The sequence below is a fragment of the Kosakonia sp. AG348 genome, from assembly GCF_003337365.1.
In the GTDB taxonomy this organism is placed as follows: domain Bacteria; phylum Pseudomonadota; class Gammaproteobacteria; order Enterobacterales; family Enterobacteriaceae; genus Kosakonia.
In genome coordinates this window covers 135,348-148,283 of record NZ_QPJR01000005.1, presented here as the reverse complement: position 1 = coordinate 148,283, position 12,936 = coordinate 135,348, and the positions used below count along the sequence as shown (strand labels likewise).

The following is a 12,936-nucleotide window of genomic DNA, read 5'->3' as shown; positions in this document are numbered from 1 at the left end:
CACCTATTTGGATGTATATATATAAGCATGTATATACATATCAAATAATGGCAGGCGGTGAGGGGATATATGACGGTATATTTCGCGGCAAAAGCATTGTTGCCGCAGGGCTGGGCGGAGAATGTTCGCATCACGGTTTCTCCGCAGGGCATCATCACCGCGCTCGAAAGCGGTAGTCAGCCAGACGACACGGCGATTCGCCTGGAGGGTTTTTTGGTGCCGGGCATGCCAAACCTGCATTCGCACGCTTTTCAGCGTGCAATGGCCGGGCTAACCGAAGTGGTGGGCGATCCGGCGGACAGCTTCTGGACATGGCGCGATTTGATGTACCGGCTGGTGGATAAAATCACACCCGAACAGCTGGAAACCATTGCCAGCTATCTGTACATCGAAATGCTGAAGGCCGGTTATACCTCCGTTGCCGAATTTCACTATTTGCACCACGATCGTGGTGGAAAACCTTACGCACAGCCAGCCGAGCTGGCGATGCGTATTTCGCAGGCGGCGAAAACGGCGGGTATTGGCCTGACATTACTGCCGGTGCTTTACAGTTTCTCCGGTTTTGGTGGGCAGCCAGCGACCGCCGGGCAGAGCCGCTTTATTCACGATACGGAAGGCTACCTTGCACTGCATGACACGCTGACGTCGCAGCTTGCTGCTGAGCCGATGCAGCGTACCGGGCTGTGCTTCCACTCGCTGCGAGCCGTTACGCCGGAACAGATGCAGAGCGTGCTTAAAGCCTGTCCGCAACCACAACCGGTGCATATTCATATTGCCGAGCAGCAAAAAGAGGTTGATGACTGCTTGGCCTGGTCTGGATTGCGTCCGGTGGAGTGGCTTTATCAGCATATGCCGGTGGATGAACAGTGGTGTCTGATCCATGCCACGCATATTACGCCGCAGGAAACCCAACAGATTGCCGCTTCCGGCGCAGTGGCGGGCCTGTGCCTGACCACTGAAGCCAATCTTGGCGATGGTATTTTCCCGGGGCCGGACTATCTTGCGCAGCAGGGGCGCTGGGGAATTGGCTCCGACAGCCATATCAGCGTCAGCGTCAGCGAGGATTTGCGCTGGTTTGAGTACGGGCAACGGTTAAACAAACGGCGGCGCAACTTACTGTCTTTGCCGGATGAGCCTTATATTGGCAATGTGCTGTACCAGGGGGCATTGCAGGGCGGACGCCGTGCGCTGGGGCAGGCGATTGGTCAACTGGCGGTCGGCGATCGCGCGGATATGCTGTTGCTCGACAGCCGCGATCCCTTCCTTGCAGCCGCAGGCGATCGTGAACGTCTGAACCGCTGGATTTTCGCCTGCTCAACAAACCCGATAAAAAGGGTAATGGCGGGAGGACGCTGGGTGATTGAAGAGGGGCGTCACGCACAGGAGGAGCAGGTGACCTCTGCATTTATTAAGGTGATGCAGCAACTGGTGGCGTAACACTAAGCAGCAGGACGTTGATAAGAACCAATGGCGGTTGGCAGACGCGGGAAGTGATTTAACTTACTGAATCTGTAGGGCAATGACGACTTTGAACGATGTTCGCAGGAAAGGGGATATTGTCCCCTGCAGGAATCGAACCTGCAACTAGCCCTTAGGAGGGGCTCGTTATATCCATTTAACTAAGGGGACAAAGCGGCGGGAGTATAACGTTATTTACGTCTCGCGTTAAGCTCACATGCCGCCAAGTGATTAAACTGTCGCCGTTTAAGCCTCTTTTTCTGCGCCGTCGCGTTGCTGTTTTTGCTCGTCGGCGCGGGCTTTGGCTTCGGCTTTACGCGCGTTGATCATATCGTTACGGATCTGCGCGTGGCTGAGCAGAGCAAAAATAAAGGTGCCGCCGCAAATATTCCCGGCGAGTGTCGGCAGGGCGAAAGGCCAGATAAATTCGCTCCAGTGCAGCGTACCGTTAAACACCAGATAGAAAATCTCCACCGCACCGACCACGATATGCGTGGTATCCGCCAGCGCGATAAGCCAGGTCATTAAAATGATCACCACAATTTTCGCCGCGCCCGCCGACGGGAACATCCACACCATGGTCGCGATGATCCAGCCGGAGATAATGGCGTTGGAGAACATCTCCAGCGGCGTGTTCTTCATCACCTCCATGCCGATTTTGACAAAAGCATCGCGGGTGGCTTCATCGAATATGGGCATATACTCGAACGCCCAGGCGGCAATAGCCGTGCCAACCAGGTTCCCGAGTAACACCACGCTCCATAAGCGCGTCATCAGGCCAAAGTTAACCCAACTGGGTTTTTGCATCACCGGTAATACGGCCGTGACGGTGTTTTCGGTAAACAACTGCTGGCGCGCCATAATGACAATAATAAAGCCAAAGGTGTAACCGAGGTTCTCCAGCAGAAAACCGCCGGGAATGTCGTCGAGTTGTACGTGAAAAATCCCTTTTGCCAGCAGCGACGCGCTCATCGATAAACCCGCCGCAATCGCTGACCAGAACAGCGCCATCGCGTCGCGTTCCAGCTCTTTTTCGCCGTCCTGGCGAATATGTTCATGAATCGCCATGGCGCGTGAGGGCAGGCGCTCTTCATCAAGTTCTATTTTCTTCCCACTCTTCTTCTCGTCGCTCTCCACTTGTATGTCATCGCTGTATTTGTCGAGTTTCTCTTCTTTAATATTGTCCACGATGGCCTCGCTTGGTGATGGCGGCAAAATTTAAGCGTAGCGGTTTTCACGCTTATTCCGTGACGGCATCGTCCTAAATTGCGCGAAAAGCAATAATGGCAATACGATATTGACGAAGTTTGTATAGAATTGTTAACGAGCCGTAAAGGTGAGTTCGGTTAGGCTGAGTGAGCTTTGTTCGCTACGTGGACATCAGAATATGTGCTGATACAATGCGTTGCGCATTGTCTGCGCAAAACGGATTTCCGCGTTTGCGTTATTCAAAAATGGCATTCAGCGATGACCATTTTCTTCAGGGAGACACCTATGAAATTCCGCCTGTCGGCGCTTGCGCTGGCTACCACTGTGCTGGTCGGTTGTGCCAGTTCCGGTAAAGATTCGCAGGGACGTTCAGACCCGCTGGAAGGGTTCAACCGCACCATGTACAGCTTCAACTTCAATGTGCTGGATCCGTATGTTGTCAGGCCCGTTGCCGTTGTCTGGCGTGATTACGTGCCGCAGCCAGCGCGTAATGGTCTGAGCAACTTCACCAGCAACCTTGAAGAACCGGCGGTGATGGTGAACTTCTTCTTACAAGGCGATCCGTACCAGGGGATGGTTCACTTTACACGCTTCTTCCTGAACACCCTGCTGGGGATGGGCGGCTTGATGGATGTCGCGGGTGCCGCGAACCCGAAATTGCAGCGCGTTGAACCGCACCGTTTTGGTAGCACGCTGGGGCATTACGGCATGGGTTACGGCCCTTATATGCAACTGCCGTTCTATGGCAGTTTCACGCTGCGTGAAGACGGTGGTGATATGGCCGATACGCTCTATCCGGTGCTGTCGTGGCTGACATGGCCGCTGTCGGTGGGCAAATGGACGGTTGAAGGCATTGAATCGCGCGCGCAACTGCTGGATTCAGACGGCCTGCTGCGCCAGTCTTCCGATCCGTACATTCTGGTGCGTGAAGCCTACTTCCAGCGCCACGACTTTATCGCCAACGGTGGTAAGCTGAAACCGCAGGAAAACCCGAACGCGCAGGCGATAGAGGGCGATTTGAAAGATATCGACTCGCAATAAGCCCAGCAAATAAAAAAGGTGAGCACGGCGCTCACCTTTTTTTATGCCTGATGGTTTATCAGAACGCGTAGTTGAAGTTCGCGCCGTACAGCCATGCACGACCTTCAGAGCTGAAGGTATACGGGCCTTCGGTGAATTTCACTTTCTGACCGTGCATATAAGAAACACCGACGTCGACGGACGCATCTTTATTAAATGCATAGGTCGCACCGGTGCTCAGCCAGAGGCGATCCTGATCCGGGATGGAGATGGAGCGTTTGTCTGCCGGAACCGGGCTGTCATCGAAGGCGATACCGGCTCGGAAGGTCCAGTTATCATCCATATAATAGGTAGTACCCAGCGCGATACGGTAGGCGTCTTTAAAGCTTTCATCTTTATAGAACAGCGTCTGGCCGTTGTCGCCGGTCGCTTTCAGCTCCTGGAACTGGCTCCAGCTGGTGTAAGTCAGGCTGTAGTGAATGGCCCACTGCGGGTCGACACGGTTATAACCCGACACTTCCCACATTTCCGGCAGGTGCAATGAGAGCGAACCGTTGGTGGTGGCACCGCCGGTACCGTATGGCAAGTTAAGATTGAGCGCCGCATTGATCGGGTTCAGCGCTGCGGGCAGGCTGCTCTTATAATCGCCGTCGAAGTCGACTTTGACTTCAGAGCGATAGGTGAAAGCGTAGCGGTTGTTTTTATCCAGCTCGTAGAGAATACCGGCATTCCAGCCAAAGCCCCACTCATCGCCTTTCAGATGGGCGATTTGCGTATCGCGGCTAATACCACCAGCCTGCGCGGCGAGTCGCTGTGCATCTTGCGGTGACAGGCGACCCGATTGCACCAGCCCTGGCAGACCTGCGCCGATGATTTGCGGCAGGTCACCCGCGTAGCGCTCCACTTTCGCACGTGCATAAACGGCATCGAAACCGAGGCCGAAGCTCCAGTGGCTATCCAGACGGTACGCACCGCTCAGGTTGAGGTTCAGCGTTTCGAGATCGGTTTTACCGCCCATTGAACCGGCGGCGTAGTTGTTGTTGAACTCGGTAGCCAGCCCGTAGTTAGAGGTCACGGACGCGCCCCAGCCAAATTGATCGTTAATCGGTGCCACGAAGTGCAGGTTCGGGATCCACGCGGTCGGGGCGATATTGTCCTGGCTGGCATTGTTACCAATGGCAGAACGGCCCTTTACGTTAACATCCGGATCGACAAACACCGCACCACCAGAGAAGGTTGGGCGATCGAACATGGTGATCAGCGCCGGGTTGCGGCTGACGCTGCCTGCGTCATCAGCAATGGCGCCTTCACCGGAATAAGCCCGGCCAAGGCCAGAGGATGAAAACTCGTTGAGTTGAAAGCCTGCGGACCAGGCCTGGGTAGAAACGATTGCCACTGCGACTGCCAACGCAGACTTGGTAAACCGGGTTTTCTGGCTCATGACCATAACCTCATTCGAAATCGATTTATTTTTATACAAACTTTGTTACGCGGGGTAACAGGAGCGCGAAGTGTAGGGTCTGAGGTACATCTGAGAAATCAGACCAGTGGCGAGAGTATAGGTCTGACCAGAGGAAATGTTGCAAGTATGTATATAAAATTTTTCAATTGTGATCTTCGAAACGGGATCTGCGCAGCAAAATTGCCCCCGGTGTTAATCAGTCGATTAGATGATTTTTGTTTTAGATCATTTTTAAGTGTGATTTCGGTCACTTATCACCGCTTGCGGAATTAACGACTGGAGCCACATTCCCTCGCGGCGTAAAATATGCGCAACGTTTATCTGGCACCTTGGGTGCGAATTCAGAGGAAATCTACCATGAGTAAATGCAGTGCTGATGAAACCCCGGTTTGCTGCTGTATGGATGTTGGCACCATTATGGACAACTCCGACTGCACCGCTTCTTACAGCCGCGTGTTCGCTAAACGCGCCGATGCGGAAGAAACCCTGGCTGCGCTGAGCGCCAGAGCCCGCAGCGTGGAATCCGATCCTTGCCAAATCACTTCCACGTTCACGGAAGTGGCAGACGGTGTGCGCCTGGATATTGATTTTGTCTTCGCTTGCGAAGCCGAAACGCTGATTTTCCAGCTCGGTCTGCGTTAATTATCCCGCCAACGCTCCCGTCCAGCGGGAGCGTTTTGTTAAGTATCTCTGTGCCTTAGCTCCCATTTTTTTCTCCCTCCCATTGGCTAAATGTAAAAAATTGGTTAAGACTGTTATCAGGTCAGACCACTTAATGCATTACGCTGTTAACAGAGGAGTGTTATGAAGGCATTACCGCTTGTCACCCGCCAGGGCGACCGCATTGCCATTGTCAGTGGGTTACGTACCCCTTTTGCCCGCCAGGCGACCGTCTTCCACGGCGTGCCGGCCATCGATCTTGGCAAAATGGTGGTGGGAGAGATGCTGGCACGCAGCGAAATTCCCCCCGAAGTGATTGAACAACTGGTTTTTGGCCAGGTGGTTCAAATGCCCGAAGCGCCGAATATTGCGCGCGAAATTGTGCTTGGCACCGGCATGAGTGTGCATACCGACGCTTACAGTGTAAGCCGTGCCTGCGCGACCAGCTTTCAGGCGGTGGCGAATGTCACCGAAAGTCTGCTGGCGGGCACCATCCGTGCCGGTATCGCCGGTGGGGCCGATTCGTCTTCGGTGCTGCCGATTGGCGTCAGCAAAAAACTGGCGCGAACGCTGGTGGATGCCAACAAAGCGCGCAGCATGGGGCAAAAAATGAAACTCTTCTCGCGCCTGCGTCTGCGCGACCTGCTGCCGGTTCCTCCGGCGGTAGCGGAATATTCCACCGGCCTGCGCATGGGCGATACCGCTGAACAGATGGCGAAAACCTACGGTATCAGCCGTGAGCAGCAGGATGCGCTGGCGCACCGCTCACACCAGCTTGCCGCCCAGGCCTGGGCAGAAGGCAAACTGGCAGAAGAGGTGATGACCGCTTACGCGCCGCCATTTCGTGACCCGGTCGAGAAAGATAACAACGTACGTACAAATTCGAGCCTGGCGGATTATGCAAAACTGCGCCCGGCGTTTGATCGCCAGCACGGCACGGTGACGGCGGCCAACAGTACGCCGCTTACCGATGGCGCCGCGGCGGTGATCCTGATGACGGAATCCCGCGCCAAGGAGCTGGGGCTGGTGCCGTTGGGATACCTGCGCAGCTATGCGTTTACCGCCATTGATGTGCGTGAAGATATGCTGCTTGGCCCGGCGTGGGCAACGCCGCTGGCGCTGGAGCGAGCCGGATTATCAATGGCGGATTTAACCCTGCTTGATATGCATGAAGCCTTTGCTGCGCAAACCCTGAGCAACCTGAAGCTGATGGCCAGCGAGCGTTTTGCCCGCGAGGTACTGGGACGTTCACAGGCAACCGGCGAAGTGGATGACAGCAAATTTAACGTGCTTGGCGGCTCTATCGCTTATGGGCATCCGTTTGCCGCTACCGGCGCGCGTATGATCACTCAGACCCTGCATGAGCTGCGCCGTCGTGGCGGCGGTTTTGGTCTGGTGACGGCCTGTGCCGCGGGCGGTCTGGGTGCGGCAATGGTTCTGGAGGCAGAGTAATGACCACAACATCGGCATTTACCCTTAGTGTGCGTCCCGACAATGTGGCGATAGTCGCTATTGATGTACCGAACGAGAAGATGAACACGCTGAAAGCGGAGTTCGCAACGGATGTTCGCGCCATTTTAAAACAGATCCGCGAAAACAAAGCGTTGCGCGGCGTGGTGTTTATCTCAGCAAAACCGGACAACTTTATTGCTGGCGCGGATATCAATATGATCGCCCGCTGCCAGACGGCGAAAGAGGCCGAAGAGCTCGCCCGTCAGGGGCAGCAACTGATGGCGGAAATCCACGCCCTGCCGATCCCGGTCATCGCCGCGATTAATGGCCCCTGCCTCGGCGGTGGGCTGGAACTGGCGCTGGCGTGCCATCGCCGGATTTGTACAAACGATGCCAAAACGGTGCTGGGATTACCGGAAGTGCAACTGGGGTTGCTTCCCGGCTCTGGCGGTACGCAACGTTTGCCGCGCCTGATCGGCGTGAGTACCGCGCTGGAGATGATCCTCACCGGTAAGCAGTTACGCCCACGGCAGGCATTAAAAGTGGGTCTGGTTGACGATGTGGTTCCGCCTTCCATTTTACTGGACGCCGCCGTCGGACTAGTTTCGCAGGGGCGTCCTGCCAGCCGCCATTTACCGGTGCGTGAACGCATTCTTGCCGGGCCACTTGGCCGCACTTTATTGTTCCGCATGGTCGCGAAGAAAACCGAACAGAAAACCCAGGGGAATTATCCTGCTGCATCACGCATTCTATCGGTGGTTGAAACCGGTCTTGCCCAGGGGCGCAGCAGCGGTTATGACGCCGAGGCACGCGCGTTTGGTCAACTGGCGATGACGCCGCAATCGCAGGCGCTACGGCATCTCTTTTTTACCGGTACCGATATCAAAAAAGATCCTGGCAGCGTCGTCGAACCCGGCCCGCTTAACAGTGTGGGCGTGCTGGGCGGTGGGTTGATGGGCGGCGGTATCGCATTTGTCACGGCCAGCAAAGGTGGGTTGCCGGTTCGCATTAAAGATATTAATGCGAAGGGCATTAACCATGCGCTGAAATACAGTTGGCAACAACTGGATAAAAAAGTGCGCCGTCGTTACCTGAAACCCGCCGAGCGCGACAGCCAGATGGCGAAGATCTCCGGTTCGCTTGATTATCGTGGCTTTGCCCATCGCGATCTGGTGATTGAAGCGGTGTTCGAAGATCTTGCGTTGAAGCAGAAAATGGTCGCTGAAGTCGAAGCTAACTGCGCAGCGCATACCATTTTCGCCTCCAATACCTCGTCTTTACCGATCGGCGATATTGCTGCGCATGCGGCGCGTCCGGAAAAAGTTATCGGATTACATTTTTTCAGCCCGGTGGAAAAAATGCCACTGGTCGAGGTGATCCCCCATGCCGGCACCGATGAGCAGACCATTGCCACGACGGTGAAGCTGGCGAAAAAACAGGGCAAAACGCCGATTGTGGTGGCAGATAAAGCGGGCTTTTACGTTAACCGCATCCTCGCGCCTTATATTAATGAAGCGATGCGCCTGCTAAGCGAAGGGCAACGCATTGAAACTATCGATCAGGCGCTGGTGAAATTCGGTTTTCCGGTAGGGCCCATCCAGTTGCTGGATGAAGTGGGGATCGATACCGGCACCAAAATTATCCCGGTGCTGGAAGCTGCCTATGGAGAACGTTTTAGCGCGCCTGCAAGTGTGGTTAACGCAATCTTGAATGACGATCGCAAAGGCAGAAAAAATGAGCGCGGTTTCTATCTTTACCCGACGAAAGGGCGTAAAAGCAAAAAGCAGCCAGACCCATCGATCTACCGCTTAATCGGTGTTTCAGATGGCACGCAGTTACCGCCTCAGCAGATAGCAGAACGGTGCGTGATGTTGATGCTGAACGAAGCGGCTCGCTGTTTTGATGAACAGGTGATTCGCAGCGCGCGCGATGGTGACATTGGTGCCGTATTTGGCATCGGTTTCCCACCGTTTTTGGGTGGGCCGTTCCACTATATGGATGCGCTGGGCATAAGCGAAGTGGTGGCGACACTACAGCGGTTACAGGCGCAGTACGGCGAGCGTTTTGCTCCTTGCGAGCCGCTGTTACGCATGGCGGAACAAGGTGTAACTTTCTGGCCGACAAAAGAAACCGAACGTTTCAGTTAGTGTCTAAAAAAGTAATTCTGTTATACCTCATGGGCTTTACGGTTATTTAATAAACAGTGATTGACTATAGTTGCGCCATTGAGGTAAAAAACAGCGTTTCATTCAACGAATGGATCAGGCACAATGCCCGGCCATTAATATTTTCCGATGTCGTGAAATGATTTTGCGGTGAAAGTATTAATGATTCTGGTTAACAAAAGCGGTGCAATATGCAAGTTTTTATCATGCGTCACGGCGACGCTGCCCTCGATGCAGCCAGTGACTCGGTTCGTCCCTTAACCCCTTGTGGCTGTGACGAAACCCGTCTGATGGCAACATGGTTGAAAGGCCAAAAAGTGGATATTGAACGTGTTCTGGTCAGCCCTTTTTTACGTGCTGAACAGACGCTGGATAAGGTAGGGGAGTGTATGAACCTGCCTGACAACGTGGATGTCCTGCCGGAACTGACGCCCTGCGGCGATATCGGCCTGGTTAGTGCCTATTTGCAGGCGCTGGCAAACGAAGGTACTTCCGCCGTGCTGGTGATTTCTCACCTGCCGCTGGTCGGATACCTGGTGTCCGAACTCTGCCCGGGTGAAGCGCCGCCGATGTTTACCACCTCCGCCATCGCCAGCGTTACGCTGGATGAAGACGGTAAAGGTGTCTTTAACTGGCAAATGAGTCCCTGCAACCTGAAGATGCCAAAAGCTATCTGATTCGCCGGACCATGAAAGATAAAGAGCCGCATTGCGCGGCTCTTGTCGTTTCTGCGCTTCAGGGCAACTCCGGCGGCTGCCACTCTTCCACTTCTATAAGCACCAGTATCGCCGCATCGCCGCCATACTCTTTCGGGGCCTGGTGAAACGCCATCACATGCGGGTGCTGCGCCAGCCACAACGGTGTCTGCTGCTTGAGAATATGTTTGCCGTGGCCGTGCATCACGCAGGCGCAAAACACATGTTCGCGACGACAGGCGGCAATCAACGCCCCCAGTTCCTGTTTCGCCTGAAGCTGGGTTAAACCGTGCAGATCAAGAAACAGCTCCGGGGCATAATCGCCACGGCGGATCTTTTTCAGCTCAAAATGGCTGACATCGTCGCGCACATATTTTACCGGGCCTTCGGTGTTTAACAGCGGCTGGAACTCATCAGAAAAATAGTGGCTGTTATCGGCCTGCTCCTGCAACAACCGTTTCTCCGGCACTTCAGTGATTTTTTTTCGTGCCGGGCGATGAACCACGGTGTCCTGCTTTATCTGGCGTGTACCGGTCATCAGTTGCCGGAACAGCGCCTGTTCCTCCTCGCTAAGCGATGGTTTCTTTTTCATCTGCGCATCTCATCTTTTCTTTTTTTCAGTGTACCCGACTCATTGCGCCAGCGGTGCAGCAAAATGCATTTTTACCCCGCGCAGGTGCGTGAGAATGCTGATTTATCGCCGTCTTCGTGGCAAACTAGCCGCCGAATTTAATGCGAGCATGCGCCTGGGGGATACCATGGATAAAATTTTCGTCGACGAAGCAGTGAACGAGCTGCACACCATTCAGGACATGTTGCGCTGGTCGGTAAGCCGATTTAGCGCCGCCAATATCTGGTACGGCCACGGCACCGACAACCCGTGGGACGAAGCGGTGCAACTGGTGTTGCCAACGCTCTACCTGCCGCTGGATATCCCGGAAGATATGCGCACCGCGCGCCTGACCTCCAGCGAGCGTCACCGCATTGTTGAACGCGTGATCCGCCGTGTTAATGAGCGTATTCCGGTGGCTTACCTCACTAATAAAGCCTGGTTTTGCGGCCACGAATTTTATGTTGATGAGCGCGTACTGGTGCCGCGTTCGCCGATTGGCGAGCTGATTAACAACCACTTTGCGGGTCTTATCGATGAACCGCCGAAGCATATTCTTGATATGTGTACCGGTAGCGGCTGTATCGCGATTGCCTGTGCTTATGCCTTCCCGGAAGCGGAAGTGGACGCCGTCGATATCTCCACGGACGCGCTGGCGGTAACCGAACACAATATCGAAGAGCACGGGCTTATTCATCACGTGACGCCAATCCGCTCCGACGTTTTCCGCGACTTGCCGAAAGTGCAGTACGACCTGATTGTGACCAACCCGCCGTACGTTGACGAAGAAGATATGGCAGATCTGCCTTCCGAGTATCGCCACGAGCCAGAACTTGGCCTGGCCTCCGGCAGCGATGGCCTGAAACTGACGCGCCGCATCCTCGCCTGCGCGCCGGATTACCTCTCTGACAACGGCATCCTGATTTGTGAAGTGGGTAACAGCATGGTACATCTGATGGAACAATATCCGGACGTACCGTTTACCTGGCTGGAGTTTGATAACGGCGGGGACGGCGTCTTTATGTTGACCAAAGCGCAGCTTATCGCCGCTCGCGAACACTTCAGCATCTATAAAGATTAAAACGACGCTCAACACAGACAACGACAACGGAGCCGTGATGGCAGGAAACACAATTGGACAACTCTTTCGCGTAACCACCTTCGGCGAATCGCATGGCCTGGCGCTCGGCTGTATTGTCGACGGCGTGCCGCCGGGCATTCCGCTGACCGAGGCGGATCTGCAACACGATCTGGACAGACGCCGCCCGGGGACATCGCGCTACACCACTCAGCGCCGCGAGCCGGATCAGGTGAAAATTCTCTCCGGTGTGTTTGAAGGCGTGACCACCGGCACCAGTATTGGTCTGCTGATTGAAAACACCGATCAGCGTTCGCAGGATTATGGCGCAATTAAAGATCTGTTCCGTCCGGGACATGCGGATTACACCTACGAGCAAAAATATGGCGTGCGCGACTATCGCGGAGGTGGCCGTTCTTCCGCCCGTGAAACGGCGATGCGCGTGGCGGCTGGCGCTATTGCTAAAAAATACCTGGCGCAGAAATTTGGCATTGTTATTCGCGGTTGCCTGACGCAGATGGGCGACATCCCGCTGGAGATTAAAGCGTGGGAGCAGGTGGAGCAGAACCCATTTTTCTGCCCGGACCCCGATAAAATTGACGCACTGGATGAGCTGATGCGCGGCCTGAAAAAAGAGGGCGATTCCATTGGCGCGAAAGTGACCGTTGTCGCTGATGGCGTACCGGCAGGTCTTGGCGAGCCGGTGTTTGACCGCCTTGATGCGGATATTGCCCATGCGCTGATGAGCATTAACGCGGTGAAAGGCGTTGAAATTGGCGATGGCTTTGAGGTGGTAAAACTGCGCGGCAGCGAAAACCGCGACGAAATCACCAAACAGGGTTTTCAGAGCAACCACGCGGGCGGCATTTTGGGCGGTATCAGCAGCGGCCAGCAAATTGTCGCCACTATTGCGCTGAAACCCACCTCAAGCATTACCGTGCCCGGTAAGACGATCAACCGCTTTGGCGATGAGGTCGAAATGATCACCAAAGGTCGTCACGATCCGTGTGTTGGCATTCGCGCCGTACCGATCGCTGAAGCGATGCTGGCGATTGTCTTGATGGATCACTTCCTGCGTCAGCGCGCGCAAAACGCTGATGTAATAACCGATATTCCACGCTGGTAAC

11 protein-coding genes and 1 tRNA gene are annotated in these 12,936 nt (G+C 54.8%); 8 read left to right on the top strand and 4 right to left on the bottom strand.

Annotation, left to right across the window (positions count from 1 at the left end; all coding sequences use genetic code 11):
• The first annotated feature begins 69 nt into the window (after positions 1-69).
• On the top strand, positions 70-1,437 hold the full coding sequence (locus DFO56_RS14055) for a formimidoylglutamate deiminase (protein WP_045513080.1): 1,368 nt from the start codon (positions 70-72) through the stop codon (positions 1,435-1,437).
• Positions 1,438-1,557: 120 nt separating this feature from the next.
• On the opposite strand, the gene DFO56_RS14050 is transcribed toward DFO56_RS14055, so the two are convergent.
• Both DFO56_RS14050 and DFO56_RS14045 read right to left on the bottom strand, forming a co-directional pair.
• A tRNA-Arg gene (locus DFO56_RS14050) sits at positions 1,558-1,629 on the bottom strand.
• Positions 1,630-1,704: 75 nt separating this feature from the next.
• Positions 1,705-2,646 (bottom strand): formate/nitrite transporter family protein, encoded by a 942-nt coding sequence (locus DFO56_RS14045; protein ID WP_045513103.1) that lies wholly within the window; start codon positions 2,644-2,646, stop codon positions 1,705-1,707.
• Between the two features lie 306 nt (positions 2,647-2,952).
• Between DFO56_RS14045 and mlaA the strand changes: the two genes are divergently transcribed.
• On the top strand, positions 2,953-3,708 hold the full coding sequence (gene mlaA, locus DFO56_RS14040; RefSeq protein ID WP_017458648.1) for a phospholipid-binding lipoprotein MlaA: 756 nt from the start codon (positions 2,953-2,955) through the stop codon (positions 3,706-3,708).
• A gap of 58 nt (positions 3,709-3,766) precedes the next feature.
• On the opposite strand, the gene fadL is transcribed toward mlaA, so the two are convergent.
• Entirely contained in the window at positions 3,767-5,128 is a 1,362-nt protein-coding gene (gene fadL, locus DFO56_RS14035; protein ID WP_045513078.1) for a long-chain fatty acid transporter FadL, read from the bottom strand.
• A 378-nt stretch (positions 5,129-5,506) separates the two neighbouring features.
• Here fadL and DFO56_RS14025 point away from each other — a divergent pair, with 378 nt between their 5' ends.
• From DFO56_RS14025 to sixA, 4 genes are all read left to right on the top strand, one after another.
• Positions 5,507-5,791 (top strand): YfcZ/YiiS family protein, encoded by a 285-nt coding sequence (locus DFO56_RS14025; RefSeq protein ID WP_020454578.1) that lies wholly within the window; start codon positions 5,507-5,509, stop codon positions 5,789-5,791.
• Positions 5,792-5,953: 162 nt separating this feature from the next.
• Entirely contained in the window at positions 5,954-7,261 is a 1,308-nt protein-coding gene (gene fadI, locus DFO56_RS14020) for an acetyl-CoA C-acyltransferase FadI (protein WP_045513074.1), read from the top strand.
• Positions 7,261-9,408, top strand: coding sequence for a fatty acid oxidation complex subunit alpha FadJ (gene fadJ / locus DFO56_RS14015; protein WP_045513072.1), 2,148 nt, complete (start codon positions 7,261-7,263; stop codon positions 9,406-9,408). The genes fadI and fadJ overlap by 1 nt, the downstream gene beginning before the upstream one ends.
• A gap of 209 nt (positions 9,409-9,617) precedes the next feature.
• Positions 9,618-10,103 carry a phosphohistidine phosphatase SixA gene (gene sixA / locus DFO56_RS14010; RefSeq protein WP_020454575.1) on the top strand — a complete coding sequence of 162 codons (486 nt, stop codon included), beginning with the start codon at positions 9,618-9,620 and terminating at the stop codon, positions 10,101-10,103.
• A gap of 58 nt (positions 10,104-10,161) precedes the next feature.
• Here the strand turns inward: sixA and smrB are convergent, their stop codons facing one another.
• Positions 10,162-10,713, bottom strand: a complete 552-nt coding sequence (gene smrB, locus DFO56_RS14005; RefSeq protein WP_045513070.1) for an endonuclease SmrB — start codon at positions 10,711-10,713, stop codon at positions 10,162-10,164.
• Between the two features lie 166 nt (positions 10,714-10,879).
• Here smrB and prmB point away from each other — a divergent pair, with 166 nt between their 5' ends.
• Together prmB and aroC are read left to right on the top strand one after the other, a co-directional pair.
• Positions 10,880-11,812, top strand: coding sequence for a 50S ribosomal protein L3 N(5)-glutamine methyltransferase (prmB, locus tag DFO56_RS14000; protein ID WP_044489696.1), 933 nt, complete (start codon positions 10,880-10,882; stop codon positions 11,810-11,812).
• A gap of 37 nt (positions 11,813-11,849) precedes the next feature.
• On the top strand, positions 11,850-12,935 hold the full coding sequence (aroC, locus tag DFO56_RS13995) for a chorismate synthase (protein ID WP_045513068.1): 1,086 nt from the start codon (positions 11,850-11,852) through the stop codon (positions 12,933-12,935).
• Position 12,936: the final 1 nt, after the last annotated feature.